At 62.6% G+C, this 18,247-nt stretch carries 23 protein-coding genes; 13 read left to right on the top strand and 10 right to left on the bottom strand.

From position 1 onward, the window contains the following. The first annotated feature begins 55 nt into the window (after positions 1-55). From AC0L2L_RS22035 to aat, 5 genes are all read left to right on the top strand, one after another. Positions 56-883 (top strand): DsbA family protein, encoded by an 828-nt coding sequence (locus AC0L2L_RS22035; RefSeq protein WP_473581145.1) that lies wholly within the window; start codon positions 56-58, stop codon positions 881-883. A gap of 236 nt (positions 884-1,119) precedes the next feature. Beyond that, positions 1,120-1,554, top strand: coding sequence for a type II 3-dehydroquinate dehydratase (gene aroQ, locus AC0L2L_RS22030; protein WP_473581143.1), 435 nt, complete (start codon positions 1,120-1,122; stop codon positions 1,552-1,554). A gap of 26 nt (positions 1,555-1,580) precedes the next feature. Beyond that, entirely contained in the window at positions 1,581-2,048 is a 468-nt protein-coding gene (gene accB, locus AC0L2L_RS22025; protein ID WP_473581142.1) for an acetyl-CoA carboxylase biotin carboxyl carrier protein, read from the top strand. Positions 2,049-2,058: 10 nt separating this feature from the next. Next, positions 2,059-3,402 (top strand): acetyl-CoA carboxylase biotin carboxylase subunit, encoded by a 1,344-nt coding sequence (accC, locus tag AC0L2L_RS22020; RefSeq protein WP_027170424.1) that lies wholly within the window; start codon positions 2,059-2,061, stop codon positions 3,400-3,402. 12 nt (positions 3,403-3,414) lie between these two features. Continuing rightward, positions 3,415-4,032, top strand: a complete 618-nt coding sequence (gene aat, locus AC0L2L_RS22015; protein WP_473581141.1) for a leucyl/phenylalanyl-tRNA--protein transferase — start codon at positions 3,415-3,417, stop codon at positions 4,030-4,032. Positions 4,033-4,035: 3 nt separating this feature from the next. Here aat and AC0L2L_RS22010 read toward each other — a convergent pair whose 3' ends face one another. The 3 genes from AC0L2L_RS22010 to AC0L2L_RS22000 all read right to left on the bottom strand — a co-directional run bounded on the left by AC0L2L_RS22010 (position 4,036) and on the right by AC0L2L_RS22000 (position 5,555). Then, entirely contained in the window at positions 4,036-4,419 is a 384-nt protein-coding gene (locus AC0L2L_RS22010; RefSeq protein WP_473581140.1) for a hypothetical protein, read from the bottom strand. 61 nt (positions 4,420-4,480) lie between these two features. Continuing rightward, positions 4,481-5,038, bottom strand: coding sequence for a DUF2155 domain-containing protein (locus AC0L2L_RS22005; RefSeq protein WP_473581138.1), 558 nt, complete (start codon positions 5,036-5,038; stop codon positions 4,481-4,483). Between the two features lie 118 nt (positions 5,039-5,156). Further along, positions 5,157-5,555, bottom strand: a complete 399-nt coding sequence (locus AC0L2L_RS22000; RefSeq protein WP_473581136.1) for an NADH:ubiquinone oxidoreductase subunit NDUFA12 — start codon at positions 5,553-5,555, stop codon at positions 5,157-5,159. A gap of 268 nt (positions 5,556-5,823) precedes the next feature. Between AC0L2L_RS22000 and panB the strand changes: the two genes are divergently transcribed. Both panB and panC read left to right on the top strand, forming a co-directional pair. Then, positions 5,824-6,663, top strand: coding sequence for a 3-methyl-2-oxobutanoate hydroxymethyltransferase (gene panB / locus AC0L2L_RS21995; RefSeq protein ID WP_473581134.1), 840 nt, complete (start codon positions 5,824-5,826; stop codon positions 6,661-6,663). Further along, positions 6,660-7,511: a pantoate--beta-alanine ligase gene (gene panC, locus AC0L2L_RS21990; RefSeq protein ID WP_473581132.1), complete on the top strand. Its 852-nt coding sequence runs from the start codon at positions 6,660-6,662 to the stop codon at positions 7,509-7,511. Before panB ends, panC begins: the two co-directional genes overlap by 4 nt. Positions 7,512-7,547: 36 nt before the next feature. On the opposite strand, the gene AC0L2L_RS21985 is transcribed toward panC, so the two are convergent. The 5 genes from AC0L2L_RS21985 to AC0L2L_RS21965 all read right to left on the bottom strand — a co-directional run bounded on the left by AC0L2L_RS21985 (position 7,548) and on the right by AC0L2L_RS21965 (position 11,946). Further along, positions 7,548-8,384, bottom strand: coding sequence for an AIM24 family protein (locus tag AC0L2L_RS21985; protein WP_473581130.1), 837 nt, complete (start codon positions 8,382-8,384; stop codon positions 7,548-7,550). 19 nt (positions 8,385-8,403) lie between these two features. Continuing rightward, entirely contained in the window at positions 8,404-8,898 is a 495-nt protein-coding gene (locus tag AC0L2L_RS21980; protein WP_473581128.1) for a GNAT family N-acetyltransferase, read from the bottom strand. A gap of 4 nt (positions 8,899-8,902) precedes the next feature. After that, the gene (gatB, locus tag AC0L2L_RS21975) at positions 8,903-10,402 is read right to left on the bottom strand and encodes an Asp-tRNA(Asn)/Glu-tRNA(Gln) amidotransferase subunit GatB (RefSeq protein WP_473581126.1); all 1,500 of its coding nucleotides are present in this window, start codon (positions 10,400-10,402) and stop codon (positions 8,903-8,905) included. A 156-nt stretch (positions 10,403-10,558) separates the two neighbouring features. Next, the gene (locus tag AC0L2L_RS21970) at positions 10,559-10,990 is read right to left on the bottom strand and encodes a CBS domain-containing protein (RefSeq protein ID WP_473581124.1); all 432 of its coding nucleotides are present in this window, start codon (positions 10,988-10,990) and stop codon (positions 10,559-10,561) included. A gap of 218 nt (positions 10,991-11,208) precedes the next feature. Further along, positions 11,209-11,946: a rhomboid family intramembrane serine protease gene (locus AC0L2L_RS21965; RefSeq protein WP_473581122.1), complete on the bottom strand. Its 738-nt coding sequence runs from the start codon at positions 11,944-11,946 to the stop codon at positions 11,209-11,211. 423 nt (positions 11,947-12,369) lie between these two features. On the opposite strand from AC0L2L_RS21965, the gene AC0L2L_RS21960 reads away from it, so the two are divergent. The 5 genes from AC0L2L_RS21960 (at position 12,370) to AC0L2L_RS21940 (ending at position 16,384) form a co-directional block, all read left to right on the top strand. Continuing rightward, the gene (locus AC0L2L_RS21960; RefSeq protein WP_473581121.1) at positions 12,370-13,008 is read left to right on the top strand and encodes a PAS domain-containing protein; all 639 of its coding nucleotides are present in this window, start codon (positions 12,370-12,372) and stop codon (positions 13,006-13,008) included. A 172-nt stretch (positions 13,009-13,180) separates the two neighbouring features. Further along, positions 13,181-13,798, top strand: coding sequence for a PilZ domain-containing protein (locus AC0L2L_RS21955; RefSeq protein ID WP_027170437.1), 618 nt, complete (start codon positions 13,181-13,183; stop codon positions 13,796-13,798). 365 nt (positions 13,799-14,163) lie between these two features. Beyond that, complete coding sequence (locus tag AC0L2L_RS21950; RefSeq protein ID WP_473581119.1) at positions 14,164-14,769, top strand: transglutaminase-like cysteine peptidase; 606 nt, start codon at positions 14,164-14,166, stop codon at positions 14,767-14,769. A gap of 307 nt (positions 14,770-15,076) precedes the next feature. After that, positions 15,077-15,826 carry an NYN domain-containing protein gene (locus AC0L2L_RS21945; protein WP_473581117.1) on the top strand — a complete coding sequence of 250 codons (750 nt, stop codon included), beginning with the start codon at positions 15,077-15,079 and terminating at the stop codon, positions 15,824-15,826. 6 nt (positions 15,827-15,832) lie between these two features. Then, the gene (locus tag AC0L2L_RS21940) at positions 15,833-16,384 is read left to right on the top strand and encodes an ankyrin repeat domain-containing protein (RefSeq protein ID WP_473581115.1); all 552 of its coding nucleotides are present in this window, start codon (positions 15,833-15,835) and stop codon (positions 16,382-16,384) included. Positions 16,385-16,409: 25 nt separating this feature from the next. On the opposite strand, the gene AC0L2L_RS21935 is transcribed toward AC0L2L_RS21940, so the two are convergent. Beyond that, complete coding sequence (locus AC0L2L_RS21935; protein ID WP_473581113.1) at positions 16,410-16,937, bottom strand: gamma carbonic anhydrase family protein; 528 nt, start codon at positions 16,935-16,937, stop codon at positions 16,410-16,412. Positions 16,938-16,956: 19 nt separating this feature from the next. Continuing rightward, positions 16,957-17,301, bottom strand: coding sequence for a DUF6949 family protein (locus tag AC0L2L_RS21930; protein ID WP_473581279.1), 345 nt, complete (start codon positions 17,299-17,301; stop codon positions 16,957-16,959). Positions 17,302-17,410: 109 nt separating this feature from the next. Between AC0L2L_RS21930 and AC0L2L_RS21925 the strand changes: the two genes are divergently transcribed. Then, positions 17,411-18,139: a hypothetical protein gene (locus tag AC0L2L_RS21925; RefSeq protein WP_473581111.1), complete on the top strand. Its 729-nt coding sequence runs from the start codon at positions 17,411-17,413 to the stop codon at positions 18,137-18,139. Positions 18,140-18,247 lie beyond the last annotated feature (108 nt).

Below are 18,247 nucleotides of genomic sequence, written 5' to 3'. Positions count from 1 at the left end.
CCCGGACGTTGGCGGCGACCAAGGCGGACCGGAACAGGCAAAAGGAACGACGATCATGAACAAGGCAATCCTGCTTGGCAGTGCTGGCGGCCTGGCGGTGGCGCTCGGCATGTTGGCCTTCGGCTTCGTGGCGGGGAACCCGCAGGCCGCGAAGGCCGACACCGTGCAAGTGGCACAGGTCACGTCCTCAACCGACACCAAGACCTCTGCCGACACCAAGATCGATCGCAAGGAGGTCGAAGGCATCATCCGCGACTATCTCCTGAAGAATCCGGAAGTCCTGCTCGAGGTGCAAGACGCGCTCGAGGCCAAGCAGAAGGAAGAGCAGCGGCTCGCCGCGCTCGGTGTGATCAAGAATGCCAAGGACGAGATCTTCAACTCCACCTTCGACGGCGTCGTCGGCAACCCGAAGGGCAAGGTGACGATCGTCGAGTTCTACGATTATAATTGCGGCTTCTGCAAACGCGCCATCGAGGACATGCAGGCGCTGACCAAGTCCGACTCGGACCTGCGTTTCGTTCTCAAGGAATTCCCGATCCTCAGCCCGGATTCGCAGAAGGCCAGCGTCGTCTCCATGGCGTTCCACCTGATGCACCCGGAGAAATACGGCGCTTTCCACACCGCGCTGCTCGGCGGCCAGGGCCGCGCCACCGAAGCGACCGCGATCAAGGTGGCGCTTTCGCTCGGCGCCGACGAGGCGACGCTGCGCGAGAAGATGAAGGACCCCCGCATCGCCGAAACGCTGTCGCGCACCTATGACCTCGCGACGAAGCTGTCGATCACCGGCACGCCGTCCTATGTGGTTGGCAACGAGGTGATCTTCGGAGCGCTCGGCCAGCAGGTCCTGGCGGAAAAGATCGAAGAGGCAAAGAGCGCGCTCTAAGCGTCTTAAAGCGCGTCGCGTTGAAACGGGTCCAAGCGACGCGCTTTAGGTCCTTGTTTTGATGCATGTCGTTCTCCCAAAACCGCTGCGCACTTTTGGGCGACATGCATTAGAGTGCAAAAGCCGGCCGCTGTGGACAGCGAAAGAACGCACTTGCGCTCTTTTCGCGGGCGGCTATGCCCATTATAGAGGCCCAGTGCGCCGGCTTGGGGTCGGCGTAAAACAAGGTCGGCATATTGAAAACGATTTTTGTCCTCAACGGTCCCAACCTCAATGCGCTCGGCAAGCGCGAGCCGGGGATTTACGGCGGCAAGACGCTTGCGGCCATTGCCGAGGATTGTAAGGCGGCGGGCACCGCGCTCGGGCTGGAGATCGACTTTCGCCAATCCAACCATGAGGGCGACCTCGTCGACTGGATCCAGGAGGCCGGCGACAAGGCGGCAGGGATCGTCATCAATCCCGGCGCCTACAGCCATACCTCGATCGCCATCCACGACGCCATACGCGCCGTAGCACCGCTCCCCGTCGCGGAAGTCCATCTTTCCAACATCCACGCGCGGGAGCCCTTCCGCCACGTCTCCATGGTCGCGCCGGTCGCTGCCGGCATGATCTGCGGGTTCGGGCCGCTCGGCTACACGCTCGCGCTGCAGGCACTGGCGGCACGCCTGTGACCGGCTCCCAAACAGAAGGCTCGAAAATGTCGATAAAGAAGAACGGTGTTGACCAGCAGCTGATCCGCGACCTTGCGGGCATACTGAACGACACCAACCTGACTGAGATCGAGGTCGAGCTCGGCGATCTCAAGGTGCGCGTGTCGCGCCAGGCGCAGGCCGTCCATGCGGTCGCCGCGCCGCTGCCCGCGATTGCCGCGGGTTCCTTGGCTGCGGCTCAGCCGGGCGCGGTCGCCCCGGCTGCGGGCGCCGATTTGTCCAAGAACGCCATACCCTCGCCGATGGTCGGCACCGCGTATCTGGCGCCCTCGCCCGATGCCAAGCCGTTCGTCGAGATCGGCCAGAAGGTCAAGGAAGGCCAGACGCTGCTCATCATCGAAGCGATGAAGACGATGAACCAGATCCCGTCGCCGCGCGCCGGCACGGTGACGGCGGTCCTTATCGAGGACGCCCAACCGGTCGAATACGGCATGCCGCTCGTGGTCATCGAGTAGAGCGGGCCGGATGTTTCAAAAGATCCTCATCGCCAATCGCGGCGAAATCGCCCTCAGGGTGCTGCGCGCCTGCAAGGAGCTCGGCATCCAGACGGTGGTCGTCCATTCGACGGCGGATTCGGATGCCATGCATGTGCGGCTTGCCGACGAAAGCGTCTGCATCGGCCCGCCGCCTTCGCGCGAAAGCTATCTCAACATCCATCAAATCGTCGCCGCCTGCGAGATCACCGGCGCCGACGCCGTGCATCCGGGCTACGGCTTCCTGTCGGAAAACGCCAAGTTCGCCGACATCCTTGCCGCCCACAACATCACCTTCATCGGCCCGTCGGGCGACCATATCCGCATCATGGGCGACAAGATCGAGGCCAAGCGCACGGCAAAGCGGCTCGGCATCCCCGTCGTGCCCGGATCCGACGGCGCGATCAGCGAGGAGAAGGAAGCCAAGCGCGTCGCCGCCGAGATCGGCTATCCGGTGATCATCAAGGCCTCCGCCGGCGGCGGTGGCCGCGGCATGAAGGTGGCGCTGACCGAAGCTGACCTCGAAGTCGCGCTGCAGACGGCAAAGTCGGAAGCCGGCGCGGCCTTCGGCGACGACGCCGTCTATATCGAAAAGTATCTGCAGAAGCCGCGCCATATCGAGGTGCAGGTATTCGGCGACGGCGCCGGCCACGGCGTGCATTTCGGCGAGCGCGACTGCTCGCTGCAGCGCCGTCACCAGAAGGTCTGGGAGGAAGCCAATTCACCAGCCCTCAATGCCGAGGAGCGTTCGCGCATCGGCGGCATCTGCGCCACGGCGATTGCCGACCTAGGCTATTCCGGCGCCGGCACGATCGAATTCCTCTACGAGAACGGCGAGTTCTACTTCATCGAGATGAACACGCGCCTGCAGGTCGAGCATCCGGTGACCGAAGCGATCACCGGCATCGACCTTGTGCACGAGCAGATCCGCGTCGCTTCCGGCGGCGGGCTGTCGGTCAGGCAGGAAGACATCAAGTTCAACGGCCATGCCATCGAATGCCGCATCAACGCCGAGGATCCGCGCACCTTCACGCCCTCGCCCGGCACGATCACGCATTTCCATACGCCCGGCGGCCTCGGCATCCGCGTCGATTCCGGCGTCTATTCCGGCTACAAGATCCCGCCTTACTACGACAGCCTTATCGGCAAGCTGATCGTGCACGGCCGCAACCGCGTCGAATGCATGATGCGGCTACGCCGCGCGCTCGACGAATTCGTCGTCGACGGCATCAAGACCACGCTGCCGCTGTTCCGCGACCTTGTCGGCAATCCCGACATCGCCAATGGCGACTACGACATCCACTGGCTGGAAGAATATCTGGCCAAAGGTGAATAGCACGGGGATGCGATGACCCGCCCCTACGCGCCAGGCTATCGCATCCCGACCGACCTGCTGCTCAGGGCTTACGCCTCGGGCGTCTTCCCGATGGCCGAGAGCGCCAATGACCCGGAAGTGTTCTGGGTGCGGCCGGAAACGCGCGGCATCATTCCGCTGGACAGGTTCCACACACCGCGCAGCCTGAAGAAGACGGTCCGCAAGCATCCGTTCGACATCCGGTACGATTTCGATTTCGAGGCGACGATCGATGGCTGCGCAGAAAAGCGCGAAGAGCGTCGCTCGACCTGGATCAACGCGCCGATCCGCGAAGCCTATGTCGAGCTCCATCGCCTGGGCCACTGCCATTCGGTCGAAGCGTGGCGCGAGGAACGGCTGGTCGGCGGCCTTTACGGCGTCTCGCTCGGTCGCGTCTTCTTCGGCGAAAGCATGTTCGCCAGGGAAACCGACGCTTCGAAGACCTGTCTCTACCATCTCGTCGAGCGGCTGAAGGCACGCGGCTTCGCGCTGCTCGACACGCAGTTCACCACCGAGCATTTGAAGCGCTTCGGCGCCGTCGACGTGCCGCGCGGCCAGTATGAGAAGCTGCTCGCGGAGGCGCTGAAGGGCGAGGCTGTCTTCTATCCTTGAAGATCAGTCTTGCGCCATATCCATCGGCGTCTGCGCATGGAACATCATCATCCAGCCGTTGACGCGATGGACATAGCCTGTGCTGATGAGGGCGGCATAGCGTTCGCCATTGTCGCGCGTCGCGCGTGCCTCGTAGGTCAGCATGACGATGTCGCTGCCGGGTTCGACCATGCCTTTCAGCTTGATGTCGAGGTCGTGCCAGCGGTTGGGCTTGCTGGCCGTCGCCGCCAATTCGGCGTTGGTCATCGCCTTGGCCATCTGCGGAAACGAGACCAGGCATTCCGTGTCCGCATTGGCTTCGTAGTAGGCAGAATCGCCGCTCCAGAAGCCTCTCTCGATGTCGAGAAGCTCCTCCTTGCTGGCGGTCATCGGCTTATTGGTGGTCATCGCGGAATCCTCCTCGCCTGACGCCGATCTGGAACGGCTCAGGCGCGGGCAGGTTCCGAGATCAGTTGGCGGTGGCGGGCTCGTCGTCAGCCGGCTCGGGCGCGGCGTCGGCCGGTTGCGCCGGAGCGTTGGGCTTGGCGGCTTCGGTCTTCGGCTTACCAGTGTCGGCCTTGGCCGCGGTCGGCGGGGGCACATCCGACTTCTGCTTGCAGCCTTTGAGCCAGACGTCATAGACCGCATGCTCGACGGCGTTGAGGCCCGGACTTTCGGCAAACATCCAGCCGGTGAAGATGCGGCGGATCTTGCGGTCGAGCGTGATCTCGTCGACCTCGACGAAGGAATCGGTCTTGGGCTGCTCCGTATCCGGCCGCGAATAGCAGACGCGAGGCGTCACCTGCAAAGCACCGAACTGCACGGTCTCGTCGATATAGACGTCGAAGGTGATGATGCGGCCGGTGATCTTATCGATGCCGGCAAACTCCGCTACCGGATTGGTGACGCGCTCGGAGGCCGAAGGTGCCGCGGCCGGCGCCGGCGCGGCGGCGAATACCGCCGTCGAGGCGGCCAAAACGGAAGCTGCCGTGAACAGTCCCGTCGAGATTCGGCCGAAATAACTCATGCAAGGATACCGGTGGTTGCGCCCGGGTGATTCTCTCAATCGCCCAAGGCTAATCATGGCTGCGATATCAGCAAGCAGCTAAACGCCAATTGTGGCGACAAAGGACCGAAAGACGCGTTTAGGAACCGGGCGTCCAGGCGTCATAGTCGCCGGTTACCTGCGGGCGGTGCTGGTTGGTCAGGATGGAACCCTGCGGACGATAGGCGCCGGGCGTTCCAGTCAGGTTCGGCCGATGCTCTTTCTGCCACTCGCGAGCCTCGTAGCTCTCGCTCGATGGAGCTGTGTCGACGCGGTGGTGAATCCAGCCATGCCAACCCGGCGGGATATTCGAGGCTTCCGAATAGTCGCGATAGATGACCCAGCGGCGGGTGCGGCCTTCCGAATCGATGCCGCCCTCGTAATAGACATTGCCGGCCTCGTCCTCGCCGACCCGCTTGCCGAAGCGCCAGGTGTGGAAGCGGGTGCCGAGCGTCTGGCTGTTCCACCAAGTGAAAAACTGCAGCAGGAAAGTTTTCATCCAGATCCTCGCGGCGGCAGCGGCTGCGCCTTTCCCCTGCTTATGGCGTCACGCCACCGCGAAGGCAAGAGTTTTGCCATGTCCCGAACGCAATGCTTCGTGCGTTCTTACTTGATGCATGTCGTTATCCGAAAACCGCTGCGGCCTTTTAGGCGACATGCATTAAATCGATGCAGCCGTGCTGCCAGCCACAGCGCGGCTTGCCAAGCGCGGCCCGTCTTTCTAAAGCTCGGCCGCCCGTTTCGGGCGCACCTGAGGGAGGTGACGATTGACCCGGGATCCGTCCGCCGACAGCCGGATCAACGCCGAAGACATTCGCCGCCGCAAGGGCGGCGTGCCGATCGTCTGCCTCACCGCCTACACCTATCCTGTCGCCCGCCTGCTCGATCCGCATGTCGACCTGCTCCTGGTCGGCGACAGCGTCGCCATGGTCCTGCATGGCCACGCCACGACGCTCGGCGCCTCGCTGGACATGATGATCGCGCATGGCCAGGCCGTGATGCGCGGCTCGGCCCAGGGCTGCGTCGTGGTCGACATGCCGGCCGGCAGCTATGAGGCCTCGCCGGCACAGGCCGTGGCGTCGGCAAGGCGCATCGTCGAGGAAACAGGCTGCCAGGCCGTGAAGCTCGAGGGCGGCGTCGGCATGGCCGGCCAGATCGCGGCGATCGTCGCGGAAGGAATACCGGTCATGGGCCATATCGGGCTGCAGCCGCAGTCGGTGGAGAAGGACGGCGGCTACAAGATCAAGGGCCGGACAAAGGACAATATCGCTGCCCTGTTCCGCGATGCCGAGGCGGTTGAAAAGGCCGGCGCCTTCTCTGTCGTCATCGAGGGCACGATGGAGGCCGTGGCCGCGAAGCTGACCCGTCATATTTCCATACCGACCATCGGGATCGGCGCCAGCGCCGACTGCGACGGCCAGATCCTGGTGATCGACGACATGGTCGGCATGACCGTCGACCGCGTGCCGAAATTCGTCAAGCAATATGCGGACTTGCGCAGTGTGATAGCGGATGCGGCGGCGCGTTATGCCGCCGAGGTGCGCGGCCGCGCCTTTCCCAGCCCCGACCACGTCTTCAAGACGGCATCCGGCAAGGACGAGACATGAACGAGCCAATCGTCGTCGACAGCGCCACCGCCCTTCGCGCGCAGGTCCGGGACTGGCGGCGAGCCGGTCTCAGGGTCGCCATGGTGCCGACCATGGGCGCGCTGCATGACGGCCATATCTCGCTGGTCAGGATCGCGCTCGAACGGGCCGAGCGCTGCGTCGTCTCGATCTTCGTCAATCCAACCCAGTTCGCGCCGACGGAAGACCTCGACAAATATCCGCGCCAGCTGGCGCGGGACCTCGACCGGTTGCGGGATGCGGGGGCGCATCTCGCCTTCACGCCGGGCGTGGGTGAAATGTATCCCGCCGGATTCGCCACGAAGATCTCGGTGGGCGGCCCCTCCTCAGGCCTCGAGACGGATTTCAGGCCGAATTTCTTCGACGGCGTCGCGACCGTGGTGGCCAAGCTCTTCCTGCAGGCGGCGCCCGATTGCGCCGTGTTCGGCGAGAAGGATTACCAGCAGCTTTGCGTCGTCAGGCAGCTCTGCCGCGATCTCGACCTGCCCGTCGAGATCATCGGCGCGCCGACGGTGCGCGACGCCCATGGCCTCGCCATGTCGTCGCGCAATGCCTATCTCGGCGAGGCCGAGCTCGAAATCGCGCGCAAGCTCAATGTGGTCCTGCGGCAGACGGCGGCGGCACTTGCGGCCAAGGCTGATGAAGTCGGCGCCATGGATACCGCTGCGAATGCCCTTGTCTCAGCGGGCTTCCAAAAGATCGACTATGTCGCCGCCCGCGCGAGTGTCACGCTCGGACCCTGGCAGCGGGATCGCGACGGCCGCCTGCTCGCGGCAGCCTGGCTCGGCACGACGAGGCTGATCGACAATGTGGAAATTCCCTCCACCTGAGCGAGGACTCAATCCAACCGGACCATGCGCGTCCTCTTACTCTTCCGACGGCATATGCAGATACATCGACTGGATGCCGACACGGCCCGGCCCGGTGAAGCGATTGACGACGAAATTCATGTTGGCGCCGAAGAAGCCGCTGGAAAGCCGGTCGATCCTGGTATCCATCTTCACCGAAGCGTCCTTGAACAGCCAGCCGCCGGGTTCGATGTCGATGGTTTCGCCGGGCGCAAGCAGCTTTTCGAAGACATTGCCGTAGCCGTGCAGCCAGACGATGCCGTCGCCGGTCTCGCCGCGGAAGCGGTCGATGAAGAAACCGCTCTGGCCAAACAGCATCGTTCCCAGGCCGCGCACGCGCTCGAAGGTGTAGTCGACGCTGGCGGTCGCGGCCAGGAACTGGTGCTCGCGCACCTGGATCTCCTCGCCGCGCCGCAGATGGATCGGCACGATATGGCCCGGTCCGTCGCGGCTGAAGGCGATGATGCCCGGCCCGGACGCCTCGGTGACGAAGATCTGCATTCCGGCGATCATGCGCTTCAGCGCGCCCTTCAGCGACTTCAGGCCGATGGTGATCGTGGTGTTCTTCCACAACAGGATGTGGTGTTCGAAATAGACCGGCATGTTGGTCACATCGACCGACAGCACCGGCACCAGTTCACCGGCGACATGATAGGTCACGCCGCCAAAAGTCTCGTCCGACACTTCGGTCGGCATCAGTTCCGGCAAGCTCGGCATGGCAATCCCCCGCGCCGTCGCGCCGCCGGTCGACCAGGCTGTCGCAGGCGCGTCGGCTGTCGCAGCATTGCCGCCGGACTTTTCGGCCGGCAAATGAAAGGTCGCGTTCAGCGCTCCACTCGCAACAACGTGAAGCAATTGCGCTGCTATCGAGCGATCAGCCGGTCAGCGATCGCTCAAGAATGATCGACGCAATGCCGGACTGCGCAGGGCCGCAATTGTCGCTGCGCCCGATCTGGACGAAACCGTTCGCCAGATAGAATGCGACGGCACGCTCGTTCACGTCCGCCACTTCGACACGTATCGCGCGGGCTTCGGGAAAGCTGTCCATCACTTCGTCAAGCAACATGCCGCCGATTCCGCGGCCTTGCAGGTCCGGTGCAACATGAAGCTGCTCCAGATCGACCAAAGCGCCCTCGTCAGCGCTTTCGGCATAGGCGACGCCGCCTATGCGTTTACCATCGTCGGCGACCAGAAACTCCGCATCCGGGCGCTCGATGCGCGCTTTCAATTTTGCCGGCGAACACCAAAGCTCGATGGTTCGGTCGATCCGCTCGACGCTGTAGATAGCATCATAGGTCGCGTGCCAGGTCTCGACCAGCAGCTCCCGGATGGCGCTCAGGTCACGCTCGCTGGCGGTGCGGACGAACATCGCCTTATTCGATGCCGAGCTTGGCCTTGACGAGGTCGTTGACCGCCTGCGGGTTGGCCTTGCCGCCGGTCGCCTTCATGACCTGGCCGACGAACCAGCCGGCCATGCTCGGCTTGGCGCGCGCCTGCTCGGCCTTGTCCGGGTTGGAGGCGATCACCTCATCGACCGCCTTTTCGATGGCGCCTGTGTCGGTGACCTGCTTCATGCCGCGGCTCTCGACGAGCGCGCGCGGATCGCCGCCTTCGTTCCAGACGATCTCGAACAGGTCCTTGGCGATCTTGCCGGAAATGGTGCCTTCCTTGATCAGGTCGAGCACAGAGCCAAGCTGCTCCGGCGAAACCGGAGCATTTTCAATGCCTTTGCCGGCCTTGTTCAGCTGGCCGAGCAGATCGTTGATGACCCAGTTGGCGGCGAGCTTGCCATCGCGCCCGGCCGCCACCTTCTCAAAATAGTCGGCAATCGGCTTCTCCGACACCAGGACGGAGGCGTCGTAGGCCGAAAGACCGAGCGTGTCGACCAGCCGCGTCTTCTTGTCGTCGGGCAGTTCCGGCAGGTCCTTCGCCAATGCATCGACATAGGCCTGATCGAACTCCAGTGGCAGAAGGTCGGGGTCCGGAAAATAGCGGTAATCGTGCGCTTCTTCCTTTGATCGCATCGAGCGTGTCTCGCCCTTGACGGCGTCGAACAGGCGCGTCTCCTGGTTGATGGCGCCACCGTCTTCCAGGATGGCGATCTGCCGGCGCGCCTCGTATTCGATAGCCTGTCCGATAAAGCGGATCGAGTTCATGTTCTTGATCTCGCAGCGCGTGCCGAATTCGCCACCCGGGCGGCGCACCGAAACGTTGACGTCCGCGCGTAGCGAGCCCTCGTCCATGTTGCCGTCGCAGGTGCCGAGATAGCGCATGATCGAGCGCAGCTTCGTCACATAAGCCTTGGCCTCATCGGCCGAGCGGATGTCGGGCTTGGAGACGATCTCCATCAGCGCGACGCCGGAGCGGTTGAGATCGACATAGGACATGGTCGGGTTCTGGTCATGCATCGACTTGCCAGCATCCTGCTCCAGATGCAGGCGCTCGATGCCGACCTCGATGTCCTCGAACTCGCCCTGGCGGTCGGGGCCGACGGAGACGATGACCTTGCCCTCGCCGACGATCGGCTGCTTGAACTGCGATATTTGATAGCCCTGCGGCAGGTCCGGATAGAAATAGTTCTTCCGGTCGAAGACCGACTTGTGGTTGATCGCGGCCTTCAATCCCAGCCCGGTGCGGATCGCCTGCTTGACGCATTCCTCGTTGATGACCGGCAGCATGCCGGGCATCGCCGCGTCGACCAGGCTGACATTGGCGTTGGGCGCCGCGCCAAACGACGTCGAGGCGCCGGAGAAGAGTTTTGCTTCGGAGATCACTTGCGCATGCACTTCGAGCCCAATGATGATTTCCCAGTCGCCAGTGGCGCCGGGGATCAGACGTTTTGCGTCGGGGGTGCGGGTGTCGATGATGCTCATGGAGGCCTGCAGATTGGAAACGTGATTTTCACGTCAAAAGTGAAAGTCACTCGCTAGTCCAAACCGCCCGGCGAGACAAGCGCAAAGCCGCGCGAAGGCCCGGGCAGCTTGCGCTTACACGCCGCCGGCTGCCCGCCAGCAGTTGCTTCCCGCCCGCTAGGCGGTGGCGATGTAGGCCCTGATCTCCTCGGCTTCGCGCTCGACATCCTCGATGCGGCGCTTGACCACGTCACCGATGGAAACGATGCCGTCCAACTGACCGCCCTTTTCCACCGGCAGATGGCGGAAGCGGCCTTTCGTCATGATCTCCATGACCTCGTTGACGGTGTGATTTTCGTTGCAGATCTTCACCTTCGGCGTCATCGCCGAACGCACGGGGATGTCGAGCGCGGCGGCGCCCTCCTTGGCCACCACCCGCACGATGTCGCGCTCCGAGAGAATGCCGACGATCTTGCGATCGCCGTTGGTGATGACGAGCGCGCCGATCCTGTGCTCAGCCAGCATGCGAATGGCCGCGCTCAGTTTTTCATTGGGCCCAAGCGTGAACACGTCATGGCCCTTGCTTTCAAGAATTGCCTTAACCGTCATGGCGTCCTCCACTGCCGTTGACGCCGGCTCCCCGCCCCGACCGGCTTTTGCGCCCCGGCGCCCTTACGAAGGCACCGGGTGACTTAAAGCGCGTCGAAGCGCGCTTTAAGTCTGTGTTTTGATGCATGCCGTTCGCCCAAAAGCGCTACGCGCTTTTGGGCGACATGCATGGCAACATGGTGCGCCGTGATTGGTTGCATTTCAAGTGGAAGCGGGTCTCAGACCGCAGGCAATGGACGATCGAAAAAACGCAGTCCGAAAAAGCCGGCGACGAAGCCGCCAATATGGGCTTCCCAGGCGATCTGGCCGTCGATGCCCGGCGCGAAGCCGAGCAAGCCGGTGGCCAGATTTATGATCATCCAGACGCCCAGAAATGTCATGACGCCGCGCGAGCGCAACACCGCCGCGATCGGCAGAACCTCGCCGGCGAAAGCTGCTTCGCCGGTCGAGCGGTCGACGCGAAAACCATAGCGTGCCGCCGCTCCCATCATGCCGGAGATCGCGCCCGACGCGCCGACCAGCGGCATCTCGCCAAGCGGATGGAGCGCCCAGAAGAGTGCGACCGAGGCGAGGCCTGTTACCGCGAAGAACAATGCGAAACGAAGCGTGCCAAATCGGTTGGCCAAAGGCGAACCAAACGCGGCAAGCCACACCATGTTGATCAACAGATGAGCCACGCCGCCATGCAGGAACGCGTAGGTGAAAGGGCTGGAAAAGGAATAGAAATCAAGGTCGTATCGGCCGGAATAGCGAATGGGGACGAACGCTGCCCGAACGAGCAGGGCGAAGTCCTGGTCATCGGTGAGCAGATAGGCGCGCACCAGATGGACCGCCACGCATATGCCGATCACCGCCAGCACCGCGGGCGGCAGGTTGAACACCGGCTCGCGACGAGGCGGCTCGGGCGCCTCTTCCGGCCTTGGTTCGGTTTCAGCGGGGCTTACAGGTTCGCTCATGCGCCTTTGCGGGTCTGGGACTCTGGTTTCGGCGAGCATGTAGATCACGGCCGCTAGAATCACAAACAGCCAATCGCCACAGCTCCAGGGCAAAAAAGGGCGAATCAGAACAGGCGCGAATCAAAAAGAAGGCCGTTCAGGATTTCCCTGAACGGCCGGTCGAGCCCCCTGCTCCCATAAACCCTTGACTGAAAGTGCTGCCGATCGCTGCTGAAACGACCGTTTTGGAGTGGTTTTGATGTGCCACACGCTTCCGTGGCGCGCAATGTAAACCACTTGTTAACCTTAACGACCCCGAAGGGTGAACAAACGTTAACGATGCTGGCACGCATCCTGCTCCGCACCGCATGAAGGTCATCGGAGGGCACCCTGTCTGTTCGCCGATGGGACATCAAAAGACAGATTGTGCGGAGCGGAATGGAAATGAAAGAAAAAGGATCAATCGCGCTGTTCCAATATTGGAACCAGTTGCGTGATGGTCGCCTTGCTCCGAAGCGATCGGAAGTGGAGCCGGCGGACATCAAATCGCTTTTGGCCGACACCTTCATCCTCGAGCGCGACACCCGTGGCGAAGCGGTGTTCCGGCTGGCCGGCACAAGGCTCTGCGCCTATTACGGGCGCGAGCTCAAAGGCTTCTCCTTTCCTTCGCTCTGGCGCGAGAAGGACCAGCGGCTGGTGTCGCGACTCATGCAGGGCGTCTTCGATCAGAAATCGGTCCTGCTCATGACTTACGAGGGTTTCAGCCGCAACGGCCGTTCCAACAAATTCGAGCTTCTGGCGCTGCCGCTGGACGGGGGCGCCGCGAACCCGCGCTGCCTCGGCATCATCAGCACCGCCGACAAGCCGTTCTGGTTGGGCGCCGACCCGCTCGCCGATGCGCTCATCGACACGATCCGGGTGATAGATCCCGAGAAGGAGCCGATGTTCCTGAAGAACCGGCCGGCGATCGAGGTACCCTCGCTCGTTCCGTCCGAATTCGATCCCCCGGAAACCATTTCGGCGCTCGGCCGCGTGCGCCGCATCCGCCATCTCGTCGTCCTCGACGGCGGGCGTCACGAATAAGCTCCGCCGCGTACGGTTTCTGCCTCGCTCGCGTTGGTTTTTCCGCCTTCTAGCAGCCCCAGGGCTTAGGCTTTCGTGGCCGATTTTTCCCGTTTGTTAACCTGCTTCGCTGTAGTTTTTGGATGAAATTCCTCGCATCGTCGCGCGGAATGCCAATGAGGTGCAGGCAGTCATGAGGTCAGCGGCGGTAGAATATGCACCGTCACGAGCTGAGCGGCGCAACTTTCAGCGTGTCCGGGTCAAGATTTACGGACGCTTCATGCTGGAAGACCGCACCGAGCATCCGTGCCAGGTGATCGACATGTCACCCGGCAATGTTGCGCTGCGTACTGACCGTATCGGCATGCCGGGCGAGAAGGTCATCGCCTATATCGACCATATCGGCCGTGTCGAAGGCGTCGTGACGCGCACCTCGCAGGACGGCTTCGCCATGACCGTCATTGCCTCCGATCGCAAGAAGGACAAGCTTGCCGCGCAGCTGACCTGGCTCGCCAACAAGCATGAACTCGACCTGCCCGAGGATCGTCGCCATGAGCGCGTGGCGCCACGCAATCCGATGAGCGTCCTGCAGCTCACCGACGGGCGCCAGTATCAGTGCCGTATCATCGACCTGTCGCTTTCCGGCGCAGCGGTCGAGATCGACGTCAAGCCGGCGATCGGCATCCAGGTCATGCTCGGAACCATGCGCGGCCAGGTGGTGCGCCATTTCGAGGACGGCGTCGCCATAGAGTTCGCCGTCATCCAGCGGCCGGAAACCCTGGATCAGGAATTCAACGCGCCGCGGTCCTGACGCGACCGCACCGCAAGCGCAGAGCGAACCGGCCGCAAACGGCCGGTTTTTTGTTGCCTGGCCTTTTTGCAGACCCGACGCAGACCGCCCAAAGCGCGTCGCGCTGAAACGGATTCAGGCGACGCGCTTTTAAGTGTTGTTTTGATGCATGTCGTTGTCCCAGAACCGCTGCGCACTTCTGGACGACATGCACTAGCGCGCCATCAGGATCTCACGCGAGCCGAGCAAAATCTGAATAATCCGGGATCGCGATAGTTCAAATTTTATGTTTATTCTACTGGCGTTTTACTCAATGTCTACTTCGGGTTTTTGCCTCAAATAAATCCCATCGTGGCACAGTCTTCTCAAACGGGGAGACTACCATAATGAAAATGACGAGGGGCAAGCTGTTGCTCTTGGCAATGGCGATGCAGCTTTCCGCGTGGGGAACGGCAAGCGCGGGACCGGTTTTCATGCATACGGGTGGCCGCACCACCCAGCCGGTCGGTCACTATGATTTCTGCCAGCGCATTCCGGTCGAATGCAACGAGCGGACGCCGAAGGGCCCGCCGGTCGAGCTGACGCGCAAGCTTTGGGCGACCATCGTCAACGTCAACAATTCGGTCAACACCCGCGTCAAGCCGCGCACCGATATGGAAATCTACGGTGTCGAGGAATACTGGGCCTATCCCGACAACAGCGTTGGCGATTGCGAAGACTATGCGCTGGAGAAGCGCCGCGCGCTGATGGCCGTGGGCGTACCGGCGGGGAATTTGCTGATGACGGTGGTGCGCCAGCCGAATGGCGATGGCCATGCCGTGCTGACCGTGCGCACCAGCCTCGGCGAATTCATCCTCGACAATCTCGAGCCGAAGGTGCTCGCCTGGAACGACACGGTCTACACCTATCTCAAGCGTCAATCGACCGAGAATTCGGGTGTTTGGGTCACCATCAACGACGGCCGCGACGACGCCGTCGCCAGCGTCCGCTAGGACGCGGAGCATGTCGCCCGGCAGCGCACAGCGGTTTAGGGCAACGACGTGCACAAAGCGGTCAAGCGCGGCGCAATGATGCGGCGCGCTTAACGAGAAAACCCGGTCGAGTCCCCACCCTCCCCGTCCCCAACGACCGGGTTTTAGGAGCCGGCCCCTGTCCCCGGGGCCGGCTCCGCCGTTTCTGGTGATACCGTTACGGTGGCCTGTTTGGGGCGCCTTCTGCTACAACAGAAACAGCGTGAAACTCGTTTCCGGTTTTGTCCGGTCCGAAACTCCATCGCGCACCAGCCTTGGGACGTTCTGCATGCCGACCGAACCCCGATCACCTCGCCTTGCGGTTCTCATCGACGCCGACAACGCCTCCGCGAAGATTGCCGACGGACTGTTCGAGGAGATCGCGAAGATCGGCGAGGCAAGCGTCCGGCGCATCTATGGTGATTTCTCGAACGCCCGGTCGAAGGGCTGGGCAGAGGTTCTATCGAAGCACGCGATCATTCCGCAGCAGCAGTTCGCCTACATCACCGGCAAGAACGCCTCGGATATCACGCTGGTGATCGACGCGATGGATTTGCTTCATAGCGGCCGCTTCGACGGTTTCTGCCTGGTTTCTTCCGACAGCGACTTCACTCGACTTGCTGCGCGCATACGCGAGCAAGGCGTCGACGTGTTCGGATTTGGGGAGCAAAAGACCCCGGAGAGCTTCCGGCAGGCATGTCGCCGTTTCGTCTATACCGAGAACCTTCTCCATGGCGCGGGGAATGCTCAAGATGCCGCTCCGGCGACGAAACCGCTTCAGGCGCCGCGGGCCGCTACGCCCATTCTGAAGAAGGTCATTGGCCAGATGGAGAGCGAGGATGGCTGGGTGCTCCTGGGCACTTTCGGCAAGCAACTCTCGAATCTCTTTTCCGATTTCGACCCGCGAACCTACGGCTTCAGCAAACTGAGCGACCTGGTAAGGAAAACGGCCGCCTTCGACATCGAAAATCCCAAAGGCGGGTCCATGCGGATACGGGTCAAGCCCGCCGAAAAGAAAGGAAGAGGCAGATCCGAGTAAGCCATCATGTTAGAGATCCCTGAAGACCGCTGCGAGCGCGCCAAGCTGTCCAAGGCGATCGACGACGCCTTCAAAGCAGGTGATTTCGAGACCCTTGGCAAAGCGCTCGGCGGCTCGGCGCGCTGGTTCGACGAGAGGATGCCGTTCGAGCTCGGCCTCGGCCATCCGCTGGAATATGCCATCTATTGGAGCCCGGCCGCGTTCGTCACCGCCCTGCTCGGTGCCGGGTCGAGCCCGAATTATGAGGATCACGCCGGGTTTCCCTCGATCATTGCGGCGTTGTCGACGGACCGGCCGGACCGGCTGGACGTCATCCATATCCTGCTCGCGCATGGCGCCAACCCTGATATGCGCGGTGTGAACGACTGGACGCCACTTCACTACGCGGTAGCCCGGCGTGACGCTGAAGCGATCCGCCTGCTGCTCCTCTCAGGCGCGGACCCTTCGCTGAGGACCCGGATCGACGATTACGAAACGGCACTGGAAGGCGCGGAGCAGGCAGGCTTCGAAGGCGGCGCTTCCCTGCTGCGCGAAGCGATGAACAACCGCCGCGTTTAATGGTGCGCGAAGCGGCTCGCCGCCACTACACTGCCTTCAGCTTGGCCTTGAAGCGCTTGGCGTTGGCCACATAGTGGGCGGCCGAGACGCGCAGGCGCTCGATCGCCGCGTCGTCGAGCGTCCTTACCACCTTGGCGGGCGAGCCGACGATCAGCGAATTGTCCGGAAAAACCTTGTTTTCTGTCACCAGGGCGCCGGCGCCCACCAGCGAGTTGTTGCCGATCCTGGCGCCGTTCAGCACGATGGCACCCATGCCGACCAAGCTGTTGTCGCCGATAGTGCAGCCATGCAGCAGTGCCCTGTGGCCGATCGTGCAGCCTTCGCCGATGGTCAGCGGAAAGCCCGGATCGGTGTGCATGATTGTATGCTCCTGCAAATTGGTGTCGGCGCCGATCGTAATCAGCTCGCCATCGCCGCGGATGACGACGCCGAACCAGAAGCCGGCGTGGCGGCCGATCCTGATATTGCCGATCAGCGTGGCGTCGGGCGCAATCCAGTTCGTATCGGCGTCCTCGAACTCGGGCGCCTTCCCATCGATCGCATAGATCGGCATTTTTCGCCTCCGAATCGTCTCAACCAGAGAATTCGAAAGACCCTAAGTTGGCGGTCGCCCACGATGCAATGGCGATGAGCACGACGCCTAGGGCCAGCGCCCAGGCAATGGCCGTGCAACCGCAGGACAATAGCGCCATCGTGCCGATGCGGCCCTCGCGCCGGGCGGCCAAGGCCTCGTTGGTGAGCATGAACGGCCCGGCGCAAGCCGTTGCCGCGAGCGAACGCACGATATGGACCGGCGAAACATGGGGTTCGGCAAAGGCCAGGCGTCGGCCGGACAGCAGTTCCATGGCCGACCCGACCAGCCCGCAAGCGGTGAGACCGACCGCAAAAGCATAAAGAACAAGCACAACGGGACCCATGTTTACCAACCGTTTACCATGAAAACGCACAGTCGTGCCAACGCGCTGCAAGAGCCGTGCCGCGCAGGCTGTGCCGCCGAAGGACAGGTGGCGGATCGGGGAATTGCAAATGAGAGAGGCAACCGTCGCCGAGAGCCCGGACTTCGAGGTTGTCGATTCGACGCTGATGAAGCGGGTCTTCTATGCCTTCGCGGCGCTGGCGCTGCTGTCGGTTGCCATCAGCGTTGGCGGCAAATGGCTCGGCCGGTCGATCGCCATGGCCGGCTATACCGACGACGCGACGGTGCGCCAGATCGTCATGGGCAACAATCTGATCAGCGTGCCGGCAAATTTCATCCGCTTCGACCAGGCGAGGCACGACGGCATCGCCTCGCGTCTCGATCTCTATCTGCGCTATCCCGAGATGGATGGCTACAGCACGGCCGCGCGCGACGACTTCAATCACTCGACGACCAGGAAGATCATTTTCCTGTCGTTCGAGCCGCGGATGATGTCGCGTGACATGAGCGGCCGATTTGCGCCGATCTACAGCGCCCTGATCGAAAAGCCGGGCACACCCGGTCCGGGCGGCACGACGGTTTACGCCTTCGCGGAAAAATCAGGCTATCTGAACGAGGTGCTGGCCGTCGCTGAGCGTCCCGGCAAGGATCCGTTCGTCGCCCGCTGCCTGAGCGGGCCGAGCGCGGAGGAATCGCTAGCGCCCTGCGAACGCGACATCCAGGTCGGCGACGACCTCAGCCTCACCTACCGCTTTCCACGCGAACTGCTCGCGAACTGGCCGGCACTCGACGCGGCAATCGCCGCGAAGGTGGCGAGCGTCCTGAAAGCCGGACATTAGCGGTTCCACTTATCGCTCCTATTGGGCTGTGGACTTCGAACTAGCCAGTCGAAACACCTCAGAACCGCACATTTTCAAAATGCTGGCTGCGTGGCATCGGCTGACAAG

This window comes from Mesorhizobium sp. WSM4832 (genome assembly GCF_055811115.1).
This window is presented reverse-complemented; position numbering and strand designations above follow the sequence as displayed.